The organism is Bradyrhizobium sp. WSM4872, from assembly GCF_055811715.1.
The window spans coordinates 91,578-110,494 of record NZ_JBVVPT010000027.1 but is presented as its reverse complement, the minus strand read 5'-3'; the positions used below and the strand labels follow the sequence as shown (position 1 = coordinate 110,494).

At 65.0% G+C, this 18,917-nt stretch carries 20 protein-coding genes and 1 pseudogene; 5 read left to right on the top strand and 16 right to left on the bottom strand.

From position 1 onward, the window contains the following. Window positions 1-621, bottom strand: a pseudogene (locus AC0L3C_RS28365) (hypothetical protein); the annotation flags it as partial. 228 nt (window positions 622-849) lie between these two features. On the opposite strand from AC0L3C_RS28365, the gene AC0L3C_RS28360 reads away from it, so the two are divergent. Further along, window positions 850-1,245, top strand: coding sequence for a response regulator (locus AC0L3C_RS28360; protein WP_007596883.1), 396 nt, complete (start codon window positions 850-852; stop codon window positions 1,243-1,245). 120 nt (window positions 1,246-1,365) lie between these two features. Here AC0L3C_RS28360 and AC0L3C_RS28355 read toward each other — a convergent pair whose 3' ends face one another. From AC0L3C_RS28355 to AC0L3C_RS28345, 3 genes are all read right to left on the bottom strand, one after another. Further along, a complete protein-coding gene (locus tag AC0L3C_RS28355) occupies window positions 1,366-2,220 on the bottom strand; it encodes a TIGR01459 family HAD-type hydrolase (protein WP_473262567.1) in 855 nt (284 codons plus the stop codon). 15 nt (window positions 2,221-2,235) lie between these two features. Continuing rightward, window positions 2,236-3,705 carry an EAL domain-containing protein gene (locus AC0L3C_RS28350; protein ID WP_473409555.1) on the bottom strand — a complete coding sequence of 490 codons (1,470 nt, stop codon included), beginning with the start codon at window positions 3,703-3,705 and terminating at the stop codon, window positions 2,236-2,238. Between the two features lie 141 nt (window positions 3,706-3,846). Further along, window positions 3,847-5,409, bottom strand: a complete 1,563-nt coding sequence (locus AC0L3C_RS28345) for a winged helix-turn-helix domain-containing protein (protein WP_473409554.1) — start codon at window positions 5,407-5,409, stop codon at window positions 3,847-3,849. Window positions 5,410-5,529: 120 nt separating this feature from the next. Here AC0L3C_RS28345 and AC0L3C_RS28340 point away from each other — a divergent pair, with 120 nt between their 5' ends. Next, window positions 5,530-6,369, top strand: a complete 840-nt coding sequence (locus AC0L3C_RS28340; RefSeq protein WP_473262570.1) for a class I SAM-dependent methyltransferase — start codon at window positions 5,530-5,532, stop codon at window positions 6,367-6,369. 45 nt (window positions 6,370-6,414) lie between these two features. Here AC0L3C_RS28340 and AC0L3C_RS28335 read toward each other — a convergent pair whose 3' ends face one another. From AC0L3C_RS28335 to uvrC, 7 genes are all read right to left on the bottom strand, one after another. Further along, window positions 6,415-7,545: a YihY/virulence factor BrkB family protein gene (locus AC0L3C_RS28335; protein ID WP_473409553.1), complete on the bottom strand. Its 1,131-nt coding sequence runs from the start codon at window positions 7,543-7,545 to the stop codon at window positions 6,415-6,417. A gap of 2 nt (window positions 7,546-7,547) precedes the next feature. Further along, complete coding sequence (locus AC0L3C_RS28330; RefSeq protein ID WP_473409552.1) at window positions 7,548-8,147, bottom strand: phage holin family protein; 600 nt, start codon at window positions 8,145-8,147, stop codon at window positions 7,548-7,550. Between the two features lie 90 nt (window positions 8,148-8,237). Next, entirely contained in the window at window positions 8,238-9,197 is a 960-nt protein-coding gene (prmB, locus tag AC0L3C_RS28325) for a 50S ribosomal protein L3 N(5)-glutamine methyltransferase (RefSeq protein ID WP_473409551.1), read from the bottom strand. Then, window positions 9,197-9,673 carry a molybdenum cofactor biosynthesis protein MoaE gene (locus AC0L3C_RS28320; protein WP_473262575.1) on the bottom strand — a complete coding sequence of 159 codons (477 nt, stop codon included), beginning with the start codon at window positions 9,671-9,673 and terminating at the stop codon, window positions 9,197-9,199. Before AC0L3C_RS28320 ends, prmB begins: the two co-directional genes overlap by 1 nt. A 3-nt stretch (window positions 9,674-9,676) precedes the next feature. Continuing rightward, window positions 9,677-9,928 carry a molybdopterin converting factor subunit 1 gene (moaD, locus tag AC0L3C_RS28315; protein WP_473262576.1) on the bottom strand — a complete coding sequence of 84 codons (252 nt, stop codon included), beginning with the start codon at window positions 9,926-9,928 and terminating at the stop codon, window positions 9,677-9,679. Beyond that, complete coding sequence (gene pgsA / locus AC0L3C_RS28310) at window positions 9,925-10,542, bottom strand: CDP-diacylglycerol--glycerol-3-phosphate 3-phosphatidyltransferase (RefSeq protein ID WP_007596859.1); 618 nt, start codon at window positions 10,540-10,542, stop codon at window positions 9,925-9,927. Before pgsA ends, moaD begins: the two co-directional genes overlap by 4 nt. Before the next feature lie 98 nt (window positions 10,543-10,640). Further along, on the bottom strand, window positions 10,641-12,710 hold the full coding sequence (gene uvrC / locus AC0L3C_RS28305) for an excinuclease ABC subunit UvrC (RefSeq protein ID WP_473409550.1): 2,070 nt from the start codon (window positions 12,708-12,710) through the stop codon (window positions 10,641-10,643). A 250-nt stretch (window positions 12,711-12,960) separates the two neighbouring features. On the opposite strand from uvrC, the gene AC0L3C_RS28300 reads away from it, so the two are divergent. After that, window positions 12,961-13,584, top strand: coding sequence for an outer membrane protein (locus AC0L3C_RS28300; protein ID WP_473409549.1), 624 nt, complete (start codon window positions 12,961-12,963; stop codon window positions 13,582-13,584). A 71-nt stretch (window positions 13,585-13,655) separates the two neighbouring features. Here AC0L3C_RS28300 and AC0L3C_RS28295 read toward each other — a convergent pair whose 3' ends face one another. The 4 genes from AC0L3C_RS28295 to AC0L3C_RS28280 all read right to left on the bottom strand — a co-directional run bounded on the left by AC0L3C_RS28295 (window position 13,656) and on the right by AC0L3C_RS28280 (window position 16,311). After that, on the bottom strand, window positions 13,656-13,871 hold the full coding sequence (locus tag AC0L3C_RS28295) for a cold-shock protein (RefSeq protein ID WP_007614865.1): 216 nt from the start codon (window positions 13,869-13,871) through the stop codon (window positions 13,656-13,658). A gap of 249 nt (window positions 13,872-14,120) precedes the next feature. After that, window positions 14,121-14,981, bottom strand: coding sequence for a 23S rRNA (adenine(2030)-N(6))-methyltransferase RlmJ (locus AC0L3C_RS28290; RefSeq protein WP_473278612.1), 861 nt, complete (start codon window positions 14,979-14,981; stop codon window positions 14,121-14,123). A gap of 52 nt (window positions 14,982-15,033) precedes the next feature. Continuing rightward, window positions 15,034-15,726, bottom strand: coding sequence for a ribonuclease T2 family protein (locus AC0L3C_RS28285; RefSeq protein ID WP_473262580.1), 693 nt, complete (start codon window positions 15,724-15,726; stop codon window positions 15,034-15,036). A 120-nt stretch (window positions 15,727-15,846) separates the two neighbouring features. Beyond that, window positions 15,847-16,311, bottom strand: a complete 465-nt coding sequence (locus AC0L3C_RS28280) for a hypothetical protein (protein ID WP_473262581.1) — start codon at window positions 16,309-16,311, stop codon at window positions 15,847-15,849. Window positions 16,312-16,493: 182 nt separating this feature from the next. Here AC0L3C_RS28280 and AC0L3C_RS28275 point away from each other — a divergent pair, with 182 nt between their 5' ends. Both AC0L3C_RS28275 and AC0L3C_RS28270 read left to right on the top strand, forming a co-directional pair. Continuing rightward, on the top strand, window positions 16,494-16,787 hold the full coding sequence (locus AC0L3C_RS28275; protein ID WP_007596852.1) for a hypothetical protein: 294 nt from the start codon (window positions 16,494-16,496) through the stop codon (window positions 16,785-16,787). A 44-nt stretch (window positions 16,788-16,831) separates the two neighbouring features. Next, window positions 16,832-17,362 (top strand): DUF3617 domain-containing protein, encoded by a 531-nt coding sequence (locus AC0L3C_RS28270; RefSeq protein ID WP_473262582.1) that lies wholly within the window; start codon window positions 16,832-16,834, stop codon window positions 17,360-17,362. Window positions 17,363-17,524: 162 nt separating this feature from the next. Here the strand turns inward: AC0L3C_RS28270 and AC0L3C_RS28265 are convergent, their stop codons facing one another. Beyond that, on the bottom strand, window positions 17,525-18,913 hold the full coding sequence (locus AC0L3C_RS28265; RefSeq protein ID WP_473262583.1) for an ATP-binding protein: 1,389 nt from the start codon (window positions 18,911-18,913) through the stop codon (window positions 17,525-17,527). Window positions 18,914-18,917: the final 4 nt, after the last annotated feature.

Sequence of the window (18,917 nt, the reverse complement as noted above, 5' to 3'; positions counted from 1 at the left end):
CGGCATGGGCGCGCCGTACTGGAATCCGCGCGTGCGCGGCGCGCTGTTCGGCCTCACCCGCAACACCGGCCCGGCCGCGCGTGGCCCTGCGGCGCGCGCGCGCCGGAGCGCGCTGGACGAGACCGGCCGCTCGTCGATATCGACATGCGGCTGCACGTCGACCTCGATGCCGAGCCGGGGCGCCTCGCTGACGAGGAGGCTCGGCGAGCCGACCCGACCCTTGCCGAAGTGGAAGTCGTAGCCGACGGCGATTCCCCCGATGCCCAGCCGCCCGATCAGGTCATGGTGAATGAAGTCTTGCGCGCTGGTCCCGGCGCGGGACTTGTCGAAGGTCATGACCACGGCGCCGTCAAGCCCGGTGCCGGCCAGAAGCCGCAGCTTGGCACGCTCGTCCGTCAGGCGGAATTGCGGGGTGTTGGGGCTGAAAAACCGGCGCGGATGCGGCTCGAAGGTCAATGCCAGCGCAGGGCGGCCATGTAGCCGGCCCATTTCCAGGGCTGCAGCGATCACGGCGCGATGGCCGAGATGAACGCCGTCGAAATTGCCCATGGCGACCACGGCCCCCCTTGCAATGGCGGAGTCCGGCGTGGTGTCGCGGATAATGGTAAAATGCGGAGCCATCAGGGGAATCTCGAACCGGCGGGACCGGCCGGGACCGTGGCGCGACGGGCCGGATGAAGTCAAGCGGGAGGGGGCGGCCGCATCGAAAGCGATTTCAGTCCACCGGGGGCGTTGCCAGTTAACGCGCTGTTTAACGCCTTGGTGCTAGTCCTTGGGCATGGAACCGCGGGGCTCCGGCCCGGCAGGTCCGATCGTAATATTTCCTGGGTTTGCGTTGGGGGAGTCGAGATGGCGGTTGATTTGTCGATGTCGGTTCTGGTGGTTGACGACTACAGCACCATGATCCGTATCATCAGGAACCTCCTGAAGCAGCTTGGCTTCGAGAATATCGATGATGCAAGCGACGGTTCGGCAGCGCTGAACAAGATGCGCGGCAAGAAGTACGGGCTCGTGATTTCCGACTGGAACATGGAGCCGATGACGGGTTACGACCTGCTGCGCGAAGTGCGCGCGGATCCGAACCTCGCCACCACGCCCTTCATCATGATCACGGCCGAATCAAAAACCGAGAACGTGATCGCGGCCAAGAAGGCCGGGGTGAACAACTACATCGTCAAGCCGTTCAACGCGGCGACGCTGAAGACCAAGATCGAGGCGGTCTTCCCGGACATGGCGAGCGCGTAAGGCGCGATCGAAGCCATCGGTTGAATTCGGAAGGCCCGGGCGATTGTCCCGGGCTTTCTGCGTCGGGTTCGACGTTCCGGAATCGACGCCCCATATCAACCGGGAATGAGGATCAACTCGCTACCACTTCAGTTCGCGCATCAGCGCCTTCGGGGGATGGCCGAACAATTCCAGCACCGAAGCCGGGTCGAGCTGGTCGAGACCCTCGAACTCCTCGGCATGGATGCCGCGGGTCACGAACAGACAATCGATGCCGAACGCGCGCGCGCCGGTGAGGTCGGTCCGGACGGAATCGCCGATCGCGAGCACCTTTTTACGGTCGATCTGGTGGCCCTGGCGTTCGCCGGCGAGCGCCATCGCGCGCTCATAGATCGGCCGGTGCGGCTTGCCGTAGAAGATCACCTCGCCGCCGAGCTCGCGATAGAGCTCCGCGATCGCGCCGGCGCAATAGATCAGCCGGTCGCCGCGTTCCACCACGATGTCGGGGTTGGCACAAACCAGCGTCAGCTTGCGCTCGCGCGCCTTCAGCATCATGCCGCGATAGTCTTCCGCCGTCTCGGTCTCGTCGTCATAGAGGCCGGTGCAGACGATGTAATCCGCCTCCTCCAGCGGCGCGGTCACCGCATCGAGGCCGCGATAGATCGAGTTGTCGCGCTCGGGGCCGAGCCAGAACATCTTGCGGCCGGGATGGTCGGCGACATAGAGCCGCGTCAGGTCGCCTGACGACACGATCGCGTCATAGGTCTCGTCGGCGACGCCTAGCTTGCGCAACTGCCGCTGCACGGAGTCGGCCGGGCGCGGCGCGTTGGTGATCAGGATCACCGTACCGCCGCGGCTGCGATAGGTGTGCAGTGCCTCGCAGGCTTCGGGGAAGGCTTCGAGACCGTTATGGACCACGCCCCAGATGTCGCTGAGCACGACGTCCACGCCCGCCACGAGTTCACGCAGGCTTTCGGCGAAATGCAGCGTGGTCATGATGCGTGCGGCCGATCAGATGCGGCGCGCGAGCGCGGCGTTGCCGGTGACGCGCTGTGGCGCAGACGCAGCCGACGTCGCGCCTGAGCTGGGTATGCCGGAGCCATTGGATCCCTGAGTGTCCTGGTTCGGCGCGGCGGTAGCAGATGACCCCTCTGGCCGCAATGGCCGGGGCGGCGCGAACAGGAACCCCTGGCCGAACCGCACGTCATAGTCGAGCAGGTCGATCACGGCGCGCTCGCCCTCGATGCGCTCGGCGATCAGGTCGATGCCGAAGCGGCCGAGCAGGTCGGAGAGGTCGGACGGGTGGATGTCCGAGGCCGAAGCCTGCCTGGGGTCGAGCAGGAGCGAGGCAGGCACCTTGATGAAGCGCACGCCGCGATCGGCGAGCTCGCGCGGTTCGATACGCAAATCGGTGACATGGTCGATCGAGAAACGGAAGCCGCGCTGGGCGAGCGCGGCGAGATTCTCAGTCTCGACCGGACCGAGATTGCGGAAGGTCGATTGCTTGAATTCCAGCACCAGCGAGGGCGCCAGCGCCCGATTGGCTTCGAGGAAATCGAGGTATTGCGCGAAGGTCGTGGAATTCCCGAGCGTGGAAGCTGCGACGTTGCAGAATACGCCGACCTCCTTGTTGCGTACCATCAGGCGTCGCAGCACCTGCACGCAGCGCAGCATCACCATGTTGTCGATGCGCCCGATCAGGCCGGAGGCCTCCGCGATGCTGATGAACTCCTCGGCCGCCACCAGTTGGTCGCGCTCGTCGCGCAGGCGCGTCACGGCCTCGTAGAAGCGGACCTTGCGCTGCGGCAGCGTCACCATCGGCTGGAGGAAGATGTCGATGCGGTTCTCGTCGATCGCGTTGCGGAGCGTCGCCAGCAATTGGGTCTGGTTGCGGCCGTTTGCCGTCTGAACCGGAGTGGCGGTCTGGGTCTGGATCGCCGGTGTTGCCAGCCGCGGCGGCGGCGCGGGCGCCGGGGGAGGGGCAGCCGGCCGCTCCTCTTCGAACGGGGCCATCAGGTCGAGCGGCGCGTCCGGCTCCTGCCTTGCGACCGGAGCTGGGGCCGGCACCGGCGCGTTGCCGGCCATCAGATCCTCGTGGGCCGACACGGTGGTGGCGAGCTGCCTCACCAATCCGCCGAGTTCGTTGATCTCGCCGATCACCGATTGAATGCGGTCTGAGTTGGTCGAATTGGAGGAGGCGATGCGTGCTTCGATCGTGGCAAGCCGGCGGCCGAACTCGGCGACCTGGCGGGCGAGATCTGCGGTGCCGCGCGAAAGGTCGGCGATCTGGCCGCCGACGTCGTTGCGGTCGCGCAACCGCATCGACACTGCATTGTAGAGGATCAGGAAGGTCAGCGCCGTCAGCGCCACGATCGCGGATTCGGTTCCGCTGATGCCGGCGACCGCGTAGAGCACGAGCCCGAGCGAGGCGGCGACCAGGACCATGCAGATGGCGATGAAGATCGTCGAGATACGAATCATGCCGCGCGTTACGCCTCAAGAGCTGACTGCCTGACCGGGAAAATACGGGCGGCGTCTCGAACCCGTCACGCCGCATGCTCCCCCAAGCGGCATAAGCTTAACATCATTGTTGATTCGAGGGGATAGCGGCTCTCTTGCGGCTCAAGTCAGGCCAGCCCGGCGAAAACCTTCCAGATAGCGCTCGCGGTCGGGGGCGAGCTTGATCGGCATGAACTCTGCGATCCAGGCGAGCGAGACGTTCGGCTGGGCGCGGCAGAGTTCCTTCAGCGCCGCACGGGCAATCTCGCCGTGACCCGCCATGCCGGCGGCCGCAGTCAGTACCCGGTGCGCGCCGACGAAGTCGCTACGCTGGCGCAAGGCCTCCTGGGCGAGCCGGATGGCCTCCTCGTCGTCGCCGCCAAGAAAACGGGCATAGGCGGCGATGCCGAAATAGACGGGGGCATAGGGGTCGCGCGGACTGAGACGGATGGCGCGGCGCGCGGCCTCGTCGGCATCCTGCCAGCGCCCGCAATAGCCCAGCGCCAGGCCATAATAGCCCTGCGCTAGCGCAAAGTTTGGATTGAGCCGCAGCGCGGTCTCGAATTCGGCAAGCGAATCGTCGAATCGCCGCGCGAACAGATCGACATGGCCGAGCGCATTATGGGCCCAGGCATCCTCGTCGTCGGCGCGAATCGCGGCCCGCGCCGCACGCTCGGCGGCCGGCATTGCCGCGGTCATATCCATCCAGCCCATATGCGCCGTGAACATGTAGCTGGTGCCGAGCAGTCCGAGCGCCTTGCCGTAGTTGGGGTCTAGTGCGATGGCCTTTTCGAGCAGGGCCTGTGCGACCAGGTGGTCCTGCCGTGTCACGCGCCAATAGTGGGAGAGCGCGCGCATCAGCAGATCCCAAGCATCCATGCTCTCGGGCGCCTTGCGCTGGGCGCGAAAATTTTCCGCAGCGTAGAGCTGCGGCTCGATCGCGGCGACGATCTGTTCGGTGATCTCGTCCTGCACGGCGAAGACATCGGCGAGCTTGCGGTCGTAGCGTTCGGCCCAGAGATGGCTGCCGGTGGCGGTGTCGTTGAGCTGCGCGGTGATGCGGACGCGGTCGCCCTCCTTGCGAACGCTGCCCTCCACGACATAACGCACGCCGAGCTCCTCAGCGACCTGCCGCAGGTGAACCGTACGGCCCTTGTAGATGAAGGAGGAGTTGCGCGCGATGACGAAGAACCAACGCAACCTGGACAGCGCAGTGATGATGTCCTCGCTGATGCCATCGGAAAAATAATCCTGCTCGGCCTCGCCGCTCATATTGGTGAAGGGCAGGACGGCGATCGCGGGACGATCGGGCAGCGGCAAGCCCGCCGGTGTCGGAGCAGCCGGCTTGATCGCAGCAGCCGGCTTTGTCGCCTCGGTGAGTTCAGTCACATCGCCGACGAACCGCACGCCCTTGCGCGCAATGGTGCGGATCAACCGCTGCTGCTCGCCAGTGTCGTTGACCGCGCGCCGCGCAGCGTTGATCCGGCTGGTCAGTGTCGATTCCGAGACGACGCGTCCGTTCCAAATCGCATCGAGCAGATTGTCCCGCGTCACCACGCGTTCGCGGTTGCGGACCAGATAGAGGAGGAGGTCGAACACCTGGGGCTCAAGGGAGACGAGCGCACCCGACCGCCGCAGCTCGCGCCGCTCGGGATCAAGCACGAAATCCTCAAATCGATGCGCCACGCTGCGCCCCGGTCCACACCCGGAAATCAAGGTGCTCTCAGCCTAAAATAACGCCGGTCTCAAGGCCAGAAGGCCACATGCGCCCTATCGTCCCGGCGTTTTCAACCGCAGGAGATTGCCATGTCGACATCCACAGCTCTCAAGCCGGCCGCCGCCCAACCCGACCTTGCTGCCCTGAAGCAGCGCCAGCACGTTGCGTGGTCGTCCGGCGACTATGCCATCGTCGGCACCACCTTGCAGATCGTCGGCGAGCAGCTTTGTGAGGCCTTGGATTTACGCGCTGGCAGCAAGGTGCTGGACGTCGCCGCCGGCAATGGCAATGCGACGCTGGCCGCCGCACGACGCTGGTGCGACGTTACATCCACCGATTACGTGCCAGCGCTGCTCGAGCGTGGACAGGAGCGGGCGGCGGCGGACCATCTAACGGTCGAATTTCGCGAAGCGGACGCCGAAGCGCTCCCCTTTGCCGATGCGAGCTACGATGTCGTGCTCTCGACCTTCGGAGTGATGTTCACGCCCGACCAGGACCAGGCGGCCTCCGAGCTCGCGCGGGTGTGCAAATCCGGCGGCAAGATCGGCCTTGCCAACTGGACTCCACAGGGCTTCATCGGCCAACTGTTCAAGATCATCGGCAAGCATTTGCCTCCGCCGGCCGGTGTGAAGTCGCCGGCGCTGTGGGGCACGCAGGCTCGACTTGAGGAAATGTTCGGCGGCGCGGCCTCGGAGATCGCAGCCGAGCCGCGCATGTTCGTGTTCCGCTATCGCTCGCCCGACCACTGGCTCGACGTCTTCAAATCCTATTATGGCCCGATGCTGAAGGCCTTCGCGGCGCTCGATGAGACCGCCCAGGCCGCGCTGCGGCACGATCTCATGACCCTGCTCGGTGAGTTCAATCATGCCGATGACGGCACGGTGGTCGTGCACAGCGAATATCTGGAGGCGGTGATCACCAAGCGCTGATTGTGGTCAAGACATGGTCAGGCCGGCTTTGGCCTGACCATCGCGTCAGGATGGCGCCGCAGCGCCGACCGTGTCGGCCGAGACGGCCTGGCGGGTCCCAAGCGGCTTGGGCGCCCCGGTGGTCGTGTCGCGCAGGGTCTGCCGTTCGATCTCCGAATTCAGTTCGGCCCCGAACATGATGACGATGGCCGACATCCACATCCACATCATCAAGCCAATCGCAGCGCCGAGCGAACCGTAGGTCGCGTTGTAATTGGCGAATTCCGAGAGATACCAGGACAGCAGCGCCGAGCCGGCGATCCAGAGGATAGCGGCCGTTACCGAGCCGAGGCTCAGCCATTGCCAGCGCGGGGCATCGCGGCTGGGCGCGAAGCGGTAGAGGACGGCGAGCGCCGCAAGGAGAATGACGAACAGCACCGGCCATCGCGCCAGCGCCGCGATCAGCTTGCTTTCGGGCGCCATGCCGAGGTGGTTGAGCGCGAGCGGGAAGGCGACGACGGCGCCGACCATCAGCAGCAGGGCAACGATGCCGCCGACCGTGAAGGCCAGCGAGACCGTGTTCAGCCGGACGAAGCTGCGCTTTTCACGCTCCTCATAGGCGACGTTGAGGGCGTCGAAGATGGCTTTGACGCCGGCATTGGCGCTCCAGATCGCGAGCACGAGGCCAAACAGGAAAGTGACACCAAGGGTCGCACCGCCGTTCGACACGACGCGCGCCACCTGGTCCTCGACGATCTGGAACGCACCCTCGGGCAGCATCATCGCGAGCGATTGCAGGTTGGAACTGATCGTCGAGGGATCGGCGAACAGGCCATAGAATGAAACCAGAGCCGTGATGGCGGGAAAGATCGCGAGCAGTCCGAAAAAGACGACGCCGCCGGCGGTGGCGAGCAGGCGATCCTCGTCGATGCGCCGATAGGTGCGCCAGAGGATGTCCTTCCAGCCTGCCCACGGGATCGCGAACGGGCTTTTCGCGCGGCGGCCGCGGCCGGGCTGCGAGGCTGCGCCCGTCGGGCTGGTTTCCGGCGAATTCGCCTCGCCGTTGCGGTGGTCTTGCGGAGGTCCCGGCCGGATCATGCCAGAATCCTGGAAATACCGTTCCGCGGTGAGCACGAACACGGTCGTGGCTGCCACTAACAGCCAGCTGTCGAATTGCTCGGCGCGCCGCATACGCATTTCTAGGCATCCGCTCGGTGGCCGTGACGCCGCCGGCGCGCGGCCGTGAGCCCGACCAGCCCAACGGCCGCGAGCATCAGCCCGAGTTGCACGGGCCGGTTGGACCGAGCCGGCCACGTGCTGCCGCCATGTCTTGGTTCATGTCCTCGTTCGCCCGGCGCGAGCGGCGCCAGGGGAATTGTGGTCGCGACCTCCTTCACCGCCTCCTTCACCGTTCCGCGCGGGATGCGCGGGGTGGCGATAGCCACCCGCAGGCGGCTGGCGAGCGGCACGATCGGCTTGGTCTTGCGCTTCATCTGAGCCATGGCCACGCCGGCGCAGGCGGCGGCCAGGACGAGGAGCACGCCGCCGACGGCGCCGCACCCCCAAAATTGCCCGTAATGGATTGCAACCCAGCGGTACAGCGCGATCAGGCCGACGAAGAAGGCTGCAACGACGAACAAGCCCGCACCCGCAAGCAGTCCGGCCGCAGCCGCGTACGACGTCATGCGCCCCGTGGCCTGATTGCTCCGGTCGCGGGCATAGGACTGGGCGGCGCGCTTGAGATGGTTGAGCTTGAGCGCGACGCCGGCGCGCAGCAATTCGCCCGATGGCGCAAGCATGCGGTTATCCTCCGAGTGCGAGAAAATTCGTCGGGGGATGAACGTGGGGGTATTTGACTTGTTCCGACGAGGTCGGCCCGTCGTGCTGGATCAGCCGAGATCGGTTGCCGCGATCCAGAACACTTCGCCCTCGGAGTCCTCGGTGTCGAGCCAGAGCAGCGGCAGTTCAGGAAAGGCCTCGTCGACCAATTCGCGGCCCCGTCCGATCTCGCAGATCAGTCCGCCATCCGGCGTCAGGTGGTCGGGCGCGTCGCGCAGGATCCGGCGCACCACGTCGAGACCGTCGGCGCCGCCGTCGAAGGCGAGCTTCGGCTCGGCCCGGCATTCCGGCGGCAGCGCCGCCATGCCTTCGGCGTCGACATAAGGCGGGTTGGTGATGATCAGGTCGTATTTGGCGTCACCGAGCGGGGCGAACAGGTCGCCGCGATGCAGGCTGATCCGGTCATCGAGCCCGTATTCGCCGACATTTCGTCTGGCGACGTCGATCGCGCCCTTCGAGATATCGACGGCATCGATCGTGGCGTTCGGAAAATGATGCGCGGCGAGGATCGCGAGGCATCCCGACCCCGTGCAGAGATCGAGCACACGCTCGACGGCGCTGGGATCGTCGATCAGCGAGCCGGCTTCGCCGTCGCCGCCGAAATGCGACTCCAGCAACTCGCCGATGAAGGAGCGCGGAACGATGACGCGCTCGTCGACATAGAACGGCAGGCCGCGCATGTAGATCTTGTTGACGAGATAGGCCGCCGGTTTGCGCGTGGTGACGCGCTGATGAATGAGATCGGTGATGATCTTGCCCTCGGCTGCCGTAACGCGCGCGTTGGCAAAAATCTCGAACTGCTCGGGATGCAGATGCAGGGCTTCACAGACCAGGAAAGCCGCTTCCGCGACTGGATCGGGCGTGCCATGGGCAAAGGTGAGCTTGGCCTCATTGAAGCGGCTCACCGCATACCGGATGAAATCGACCAGCGTGAGAAGCTCGCCGCGGCCCACTTTCGCGAGCTTTGGCGCGGCGCGGCCGCGCACCGTCTTTTTGGATGTCGTTGCCATCAGGATCGGGTCCAGCGTGCGGCGGCTTCGTCGTCGCGGGCCTGTGCCTCGACCCAGCCGGCGCCGGTGGCGCTCTCTTCCTTCTTCCAGAACGGCGCGTTGGTCTTGAGATAATCCATCAGGAACTCGGCTGCCTGGAACGCTGCCTGGCGGTGCTGCGAGGCGGTCAGCACCAGCACGATGTTCTGGCCGGGCATGAACCGGCCGACGCGATGGATCACCGTGATGCCGTTGAGAGGCCAGCGCGAGGTGGCCTCGTCGGCGTGGCGCCTGATCTCTTCCTCCGCCATGCCAGGATAATGTTCGAGCGAGAGCGCGGCGATCTTCGCGCTGTCCTCGTCGCCGCGGCAGATGCCGGAAAAGCTCACGACCGCACCGATGTCGGTGCGGTTCCCGGTCAGGACCGCGATCTCGCGTGCGATGTCGAAATCGTCTTGCTGGATACGGATGGTGATGGGGCAGGTGGCGACGGGCATGGTCTAGCCGCCGGTCATCGGCGGGAAGAACGCGATCTCGCGAGCGCCCGCGATCGCGGTGTCCGACTTGACGTGGGTATGATCGATTGCGGTGCGGATCACCTTCGGCTTCTCGAACGCGTAGGCGTAGGCTTCGCTTTGGCCGGACAGCCAGGCGATCAGCTCTTCCACGGTGCGCACGGTCGCCGGCGGCTCGATGGTCTCCTCGGCCTTGCCGACGCGCTCGCGCACCCAGGCAAAGTACTTCACCTTCATCCCTCATCCTCCTTGATGAGGTGATGGATGCCGGCGCCGAAATAGTCGTAGCCGGTGTACATGGTGAGGATCGCCGAGGCCCAGAGCAGCGCCAGCCCGATCATCGAGACCATGGGCACGACCTCATCGCCGGCCGGACCAGCCAGCAGGAAGCCGATGGCGATGAGCTGAACCGTCGTCTTCCACTTCGCAAGCTTGGTCACGGGCACGCTGACGCGCAGGGCGGCGAGATATTCGCGCAGGCCCGAGACCAGGATCTCGCGGCACAGGATCACGATGGCGGCCCACAGCGACCAGCCGTGGATGATGCCGTCGGCGGCCAGCATCAGCAGGCACGAGGCGACCAGAAGCTTGTCGGCGATCGGATCGAGCATGCGGCCGAACGCCGATTGCTGATTCCAGATTCGCGCGTAATAGCCGTCGAGGTAATCAGTGACCGCAGCCGCGATGAAAATGGCGACCGCGACCCAGCGCAGCCACAGCGGCCCGTCCATGATCGACTGGGCGTAGATGCAGCCGACCACGACCGGGATCGCGGCGATCCGGCCGTAGGTCAGGATGTTCGGGAGGGACATCGCGCGGCTGGTGGTCCCTCGTGTCGTGGCGATGTTCATCCGTCCTACCAATACCGCTGCAGCCTGAAGGTCAACCGTTCCGCTCCCCAAATGGGGTGCGGGATGCGACGACCATATGACCGCGGCCCCCCTTTATTTCACCCCGGCTGGGGATGGAAATACTCGAAAATCCTGCGGGCGCTCTCGGCGCTCACCCCCGGAACCTTGCCGAGATCGGTGATCGAGGCCCGTTCGATCTCCTTCAGGGTTCCGAAATGGTGCAGCAAGGCACGTTTGCGTGACGGGCCGATGCCCGGAATCTCCTGCAAGCCGGCCTCGCGGATGTCCTTCTTGCGCAGCTTGCGGTGCGAACCGATGACGAAGCGGTGCGCCTCGTCCCGCAGCCGCTGGATGAAATAGAGTACGGGGTCGCGCGGCTCCAGCTTGATCGCCTCGCGCTCCGGCATGAACAGGGTCTCGCGGCCGGCATCCCGGTCCGGCCCCTTGGCCACCGACATCAGCTCCACTTGGGTCAGGCCGAGCTTTGCAAAGATTTCCCGGACCGCGTTGAGCTGGCCGCGGCCGCCGTCGATGATGACGAGATCGGGCCATTGCGGGAAGTCGTCGTCCTTGGTTTTGGCCGCGCCCTCTTCGGGCGGGTTGATCAGGCGCTTGAAGCGGCGCTCCAGCACTTCGCGCATCATGGCGAAGTCGTCGCCCGGCGTGATCCCTTCCGACTTGATGTTGAACTTGCGGTACTGGTTTTTCACAAAACCGTCCGGGCCGGCGACGATCATGGCGCCGACTGCGTTGGTGCCCTGGATGTGGCTGTTATCGTAGACCTCGATCCGCTTCGGCGCATGCGGCAGGCTCAGGGTCGTGGCCATGGCCTCGAGCAGGCGGCTTTGCGTCGCGGTGTCCGCGAGCTTGCGGCCCAGGGCCTCGCGCGCGTTGGTGAGCGCGTGGGTGACGAGCTCCTTCTTCTCGCCGCGCTTCGGCGTGGACACCTCGACCTTGCGGCCGGCCTTGATCGACAACGCGTTGGCGAGCAGCTCGCTCTCCTCGATCTCGTGCGAGAGCAGGATATTCCTCGGCGGCGGCTTGTCGTCGTAGAATTGGGCGAGGAAGGAGCCGAGCACCTCTTCCGGCGTGTACGTTTTCTCCGCGCGCGGGAAATAGGCGCGGTTGCCCCAGTTCTGCCCGGTGCGGAAGAAGAACACCTCGACGCAGGAGAAGCCGCCCTCCTGGTGGATGGCGAACACGTCGGCTTCTTCCACCGTGCGCGGATTGATGCCCTGCTGCGACTGGATCGCGGACAACGCAGCGAGGCGGTCGCGGTAGAGCGCGGCGCTCTCGAATTCGAGCTCGCCGGAGGCCTTCTCCATCTCGGCGGCAAGCTCCTGTTTCACCGCATGGCTCCTGCCGGACAGGAAGTCGCTCGCCTCGCGTACCAGGGTCGTGTAGCCGGGGAAGTCGATCTCGCGGGTGCAGGGGCCGGCACAGCGGCGGATCTGGTAGAGCAAGCAGGGCCGCGAGCGGCTCTCGAAGAAGGAATCCGTGCAGGAGCGGATCAGGAACGCGCGCTGAAGTGCGGTGATGGTGCGGTTGACGGCGCCGGCGGAGGCGAACGGGCCGAAATAGCGACCGGGCCGCGTCTGCGCGCCGCGATGCTTCAGGATCTGCGGCGCCCAATGATCGCCCGTGATCAGGATATAGGGAAACGACTTGTCGTCGCGCAGCTGCACGTTGAAGCGCGGCCGAAGCTGCTTGATGAGGTTGGCCTCCAGCAGCAGCGCTTCGGTCTCGGTGTGGGTCGAGATGATTTCCACGGTCACCGTGGCGGCGATCATGCGCAGGATGCGCGCCGGCTGCGGCGCACTCTGGCGCGCATAGTTCGACAGGCGCTTTTTGACGTTCTTGGCCTTGCCGACGTAGAGCACGTCGGCATTCGCATTGAGCATGCGATAGACGCCGGGCGAGGTGGGGGCGAGGCGCACCGCGCGTTCGATCGCCTCGTGGCCGGTCGCCAGCGGCTCCTCGCCGACGGTGCCGCTCTCTTCCAGGATGTCCGGCAGCCGCGCATCGTCCTCGTCGTCGCCGTTCGCGGTGGCGGGATCGAGGTCGGGCGGCCCCACTTGCGTCTCCTGGGGCGGGACGTCGGGAGCGTTGCCGCGCACGGGTTTACGTACGCGTGCGTCGTCCGGATTGTCGGGGGAATCGTGAACCATGGTGCGAATTTAGGCGCTGCGGGTGCCGATTTGAAGTTCCGGCCGTGCGGCGCGCACAGGATGGCGCCGCAGTTCCCGGTAACGCTTGCTTAAGCCTGTTAACAGCGCGGTAACCCGGCTTAACAGGTCTTTAACTTAAAACTCTCGATAAATCTTACGCGAAAAAGTGGTGGTTCCGTAACCATGCGGTTTTGCCTCGCGGGGCGGCGCAGGCATCGCACTGGTGACGGCAGTTGCGTTGGAGTGTGTGATGAAGGGGCTCGTTGTGGGCGCAGCCGCGTTGGCTGCAGTCGGCTGGACGGCTTCGGCAGAGGCCGCCGATCTCAATTACGGGCAGCGTGCGCCCTACACCGTCAATCAGCCGCTCAATGCCTATAGCTGGGCCGGTCCGTATCTCGGCGCCAATCTCGGCTACGAATGGGGTTCGGTGAACAACAATCCCGCAAAGCCGTCAGGCTTCGTCGGCGGCGTTCAGGCCGGCTACAATTTCCAGACCGGCCCATGGGTGTTCGGTGTCGAGGGCGACATCCAGGCCGCCGGTGCCGACGACACCTTCGCGCCGTGGAAGTTCTCCAATCCGTGGTTCGGCACCCTGCGCGGCCGCGCCGGCTATGCCTTCAGCAACGTGCTGTTCTACGGCACGGCGGGCCTCGCCTTCGGGGAGCTGCGCGCGCAGACGTTCGGCTGGACCGAGTCGCACACCAGCGCCGGTTGGACCATCGGTGCCGGCGCGGAAGTCGGGTTCGCGCCGAACTGGAGCGCCAAGCTCGAATATCTCTACGTCGATCTGTCGACGAGTCAGTTCGCGATTACGGGCGTGTCAAACGGCTATAGCGCCAGCGTTGTGCGCGCAGGCGTGAACTATCACTTCTGATAGCTAAAGAAGAAAATACCGGACCAACCTCCCGGCCGCTTGCGGCCGGGATTTTTTTTGCGCCAGGCTCGCTAGGGAAGGATGACCAAATCGACCGCCTTCGGCCCCTTGCCCTTCTTGTCCGGTTCGACTTCGAAAGTAATACGCTGTCCTTCGGCGAGGTCCTTCAGTCCGGCCCGCTCCACAGCAGTAATATGCACGAAGACGTCGCGGCCTCCGTCGTCCGGCTTGATGAATCCGTAGCCGCGCTCGCCGTTGAAAAACTTGACCGTTCCCGTCATGGCCATCGGGAAACTCCCCCTCATTGCTCCTCCGTCGTGACGCAGACGCGCGTCACGACATGACCGGGACTTACGAAGCCCGGGAGCTGGCCATCCTTGGGCAGACCATTCGGTCCGACTGGATCTTTCTTAGGCCTTCACTCCGCCGCAACCATTCGCGGAAGCGGAACGTAAAGCCAGTCACCGCAACAGCATAATACGGTTCTCTGCAGATTGACCACCGCTCCTGCATATTTTTCCCAAGATGCCGGAGTGTTACGGCCTCGGCACCTCTAATCGGAATCTGGCAGCGCCACCCTGGCCAAGCGGCATTTCCAGCTCCGGCAGGATCGTCTTGAGTTCGCCGTGCAGTGTGTAAGGGGGATTGACGATCAAGAGCCCGCTCGAGGTGAGGGCTGCGCCGTCGGCTTGCGGCGCCACGCTGAATTCCAGGCGCAGGCATTTTCCCGGCGGTTTTGCTGCGGCTGCGAGCCGCGCCACTGATTGCACCAGCGTGTCGGTGGCACGTCGGCTCTTGGCAGGATACCAGATTACATAGATACCGGTCGGCCATTTCGCGAAAGCCGCCGAGAATGCCTCTCCGAGCTTTTCGAACTCGTCCTTTGCCTCGAACGGCGGGTCGATCAGCACGAGCCCACGCCGTTCCTTCGGCGGCACGAAAGCCGGCAATGCCATCCAGCCGTCGAGGTCGACCACGCGGGCCTGTTCGTCGTGGCGCAGCACGCCGATCAGCGCTTTCCGCGCCTTCGGCTCGATTTCGCAGGCGACGAGGCGGTCCTGCGGCCGCAGCAGGGCGCGCGCGATCAGCGGCGAGCCCGGATAGGCCTTGAGCTCACCTTTCGGATTGAAAGCGCGGACGATGTCGAGATAGGGCTTGGTCAGCGCCATGGCGTCATTCGACAGCCGCGCCTGCATCAGCCGCGCAATGCCCGTCAGCCACTCGCCGCCGCGGCGCGCCTCGTCGCTTTCGAGATCGTAGAGGCCGGCGCCGGCATGGGTGTCGATGACGCGGAACGCGCCCGGCTTGTCCTGGAGATAGGTGATGATGCGCGCCAGCACGATGTGCTTGATGACATCGGCGAAGTTGCCGGCATGGAAGGCGTGGCGGTAATTCATGCAAGAGCACTACGCCACGTGACGGCCTGAGCAAAGAGGCACGACGCCTGGGCTACCCACCCCGGATCGGCGGCATCGCCACCTGGTCGCGGCGGCAGGCGCGGCGGTCGATCTCCTCGCAGGCGCGGAATTGCAGGTCCTTGCTGAGGCAGATGCGGACTTCCGATAGCCGCGTCCGGTTGCAGGTGATCGAGACGGCGGCATTGCTGAGGCCCGGATTGGCCTTGATGAAGGCTTCCTCCACCTCCGCTGGCGCCACGGTTTTGGCCTGCGACAAATCGAGATATTCAGCCGGAATCTTGATTGCGGCGCGCGCCTTCCGGATCGTTTCGAAATAGTTGCGGTCGGCCAGGCCCGAGCAGGTGCCGTGCTTGTCCCATTCGTTGAAGATCAGCCCCGGCGCCGGCATCAGATCGAGCATGGAGGAGACGATGCTGCGGTTCAGCCGCGGCGACGGCCGCTGACAATATTCCGGAAAACCATTCTCATATTGCGGCCACAGACCATGCACCACGAAAGCGTAGGGCCGTCCGCTGCACTGGATCTGCGAGCGGCCGCCGCGCTCCGCCGCCTCTTCGCAGAAGGAGGGCGACCACGACAGCGACAGCACATAAAAATCGAATTCGCCGGGCGTGTTCTGCCGCTTGTCCTGGGCCTTTGCGCCACCGGCCAGCGCAGCCAGCCCGGCCGCAAGCGTCAGCGAGATCATCAGGCGGGAGAACGAATGCAATCTGGAATGAAACATGGCGACGCCCCTCAACTAGACTGTGCAGACGAGCCTAGCAGGCGATAAGAACATTTCAAGAACAAAATTCGGGCGACCGTCGTTCGGCCGCCTGATTTGTCCGGATCAGAACTTTTTCAATTATTGTTTGGCGGCGCGGCAGGCCGGGTTGTAGGCCCAGTTGCGGTCGAGCCCGACCACGCACCATTCGACGCCCTGGCCATAGCCGGCGAAGCCGCCATCCTCGACGATCGAGAAATGCACCTTGCGCATCTTGCCGTCCGTGAGCATGGCCTCGCCGGTGCAATAGCGGCGAGGGATGTTGTCGGATGCCCAGGGCCGGAACGCGGTCTCGTGAACCGCGGCGAAGCCGGTGATCTTCAACGAGGAATTCCAGAACGAGCTTTCCTTCTCCCAGAACTGCGTGGCGATCGTCGGCAGCGCCCTGTCGCATTCGGAGACGTTGCCGTCATAGCGCGGCCCGCTCAGCCAGAAATTCAGCTCCAGCGGATTAGCGGCCCTGGCCTCGCCGAGCGACAGCGCCCCGAACAGGAGGCCGAGCACGGCGGCAAAGCGGAGCGATTTCAGGAAGGTCGAGGCGCGCATGGGCAATCCAGACAGCATGATCTGCGAGGGTCGGACGGTGCCGCGAAGGCCGGGGGAGGTCAAGTGCAGCGCGGCAACACTTGCCGACGAGTTGACTGCAATGCTGCGTTAGAGGGGTCTTCGGTTCTTTCCTCCGTCGCGCCGGCACCGTAAACTGCCGCCAACCAATCGGAGTGACGGGAATGCGAATCATTGCGGCCGCGGGCCTACTTGCCTTGGGTATGATGGCGAGCCAGTCGGCACGCGCCGATCTCCTTCCGGTGCCTCCGTTCAAGGGCAACGACACCGGCGGCATCATCGCCTATTCGATGGCAACCCAGGTCGATGCGCGGCAGGTCGCGGTCGATCACTGCGCGCGCTACGGCAAGGTCGCCAAATTCCTGGCGATGCAGGCCTATGAGGGCGGCTACATCTCGTTCTCCTGCCGCTGGGTGCCCTATGGCGCCGCCGACCAGCCGATCCGCACGCTCTACTGAGGCGCTTTCGCAACGCCGCTATCTCGCAGCCGGGAGCTTCCCTCATGACGCGCAAACTCGCTTTGCTCGGCTCCGCCCTTTGTCTCGTCTTGTCGGCAGCCAGCGCCCGCGCTGACGACCTGCCGGTGCGCAAGGCGGGCCTGTGGGAATTGAAGATGGTCAGGACCGGCACGCCGGTGCCCGAGATGACCATGCAGCACTGCACCGACGAGACCGTCGACAAGGAGATGAACAACAACGTCTCCCCGATGGCCAAGCAGATTTGCGCCAAGCAGGACATCAAGAAGACCGCAAACGGCTATGTCAGCGATTCCGAATGCAATGTCGCCGGCATCAGCACGACTTCGCATGCTGAGATCACTGGCGATTTCAATTCGGCCTATACGGTGAAGACGTCGTCGCACGCGCAAGGCGGCGCCGCCGGCACGGCAGGCCGCGACACGACCATGCAGCTCGAAGCGAAATGGCTGGGGGCGTGCAAGCCGGACCAGAAGCCCGGCGACATCGTGATGCCCGGCGGCTTCAAGATGAACGTGCGCGACATGGACAAGCTGAAGGCGCTGTTGCCGAAATAGGTGCCGCGCGGCCGGTGCGCTTCCTCGCCCCGTTCTTACGGGGAGAGGGGTGGGGTGAGGGGCCTCTCTCCGCGAGTGAGATCGCTGACGGACCTGCACCCCGTCACCCGGATCGCAAGAGCGATCCGACCTCTCCCCGCAAGCGGGGCGAGGTAAGAGCAGTTACACCGGTATCCGCACGCTCGCCCTTAATCCCCCCATCGGGCTGTCGCCAAGAGTGATGTCGCCGCCGTGCGAACGGGCGATGTCGCGGGCGATGGCGAGGCCAAGACCCGTGCCGCCTTCGTCCTGGTTGCGGGCGTTGTCGAGCCGCAGGAACGGCTTGAACACCTCTTCGCGCAGATGGGCGGGGATGCCCGGCCCGTCGTCGTCGACCGTCACGGTCAAATAACGGTGATCGCGCTGGCCGGTGATGGCGATGCTCTTGCCGTAGCGGGCGGCGTTGGTGACGAGGTTGGCGAGGCAGCGCTTGAACGAGGCCGGCTTCACCGTGACCACGGGCAGTCCGTTGAACGCGACGGTCGCAATGTGGCCGTGGCGTTCGGCGTCGCTGCGCAGCTCCTCGAGCGCCTGCGCCATGTCGGTCGGCTGGGACTGCTCGCCGGAATCGCCGCGGGCAAAGGCGAGGTAGTCCTCGAGCATCATCGACATCTCGTCGACGTCCTTGCGCATACCCTCCATTTCGGGGCTGTCGCCGATCAACGCCAGCTCGAGCTTGAACCGCGTCAGGATCGTGCGCAGATCGTGGCTGACGCCGGCGAGCATCGCGGTGCGCTGCTCCATCGTCCGCTCGATGCGCGATTTCATTTCGAGGAAGGCGACCGACGCGCGCCGCACCTCGCGCGCGCCGCGCGGGCGGAAATTCGGCGCCTCGCGGCCCTTGCCAAAACTTTCGGCGGCGTCTGCTAGTCGCAGGATCGGCTTGATCTGGTTGCGCAGGAATAGCACCGCGACGATCAGCAGGATCGAGGACGTGCCGACCATCCAGAACAGAAAGATCTCCGAGTTCGAGGCATAGGCGGCGCTGCGTTGCGCGAACACGCGCATCACGGCGTCGTCGAGCTGGATCCGGATCTCGACGAGGTTGGAGCGGCCGACCGTGTCGATCCAGAAGGAGCGCCCGATCTGGCGGCCGAGCTGCACCGACAGCGTCTGATCGAGCAGCGAGAAGAACGGCTTTGGTCCCGGCGGCGGCATGTCGCCGGCGGGGAGGAAATCGACGACGAGGCCGAGGCGCTGCTGCGCGATGCGGCGGATCTCGTTGCGGTCCTTGTCCTGCGGATAGCCCTTGTAGACGTCGATCAGCGCGGCGATGTCCTGCACCACCGCGGCCGACAGGCGCCGTGTCACCGTGTTCCAGTGCCGCTCCATGAACACGAAGGCGACGACCGATTGCAGGATCACCATCGGCACGATCATGATCAGCAGCGCACGCGCATAAAGGCCGGTCGGCATCCAGCCCTTGAACGCATTGCCCATCCAGCCATTGGCGGCGGAGACGCGGCCGGCAGCGCTCTTCAAAAGCGTCAGGCCGGTATCGATCGTGCTCATCGGT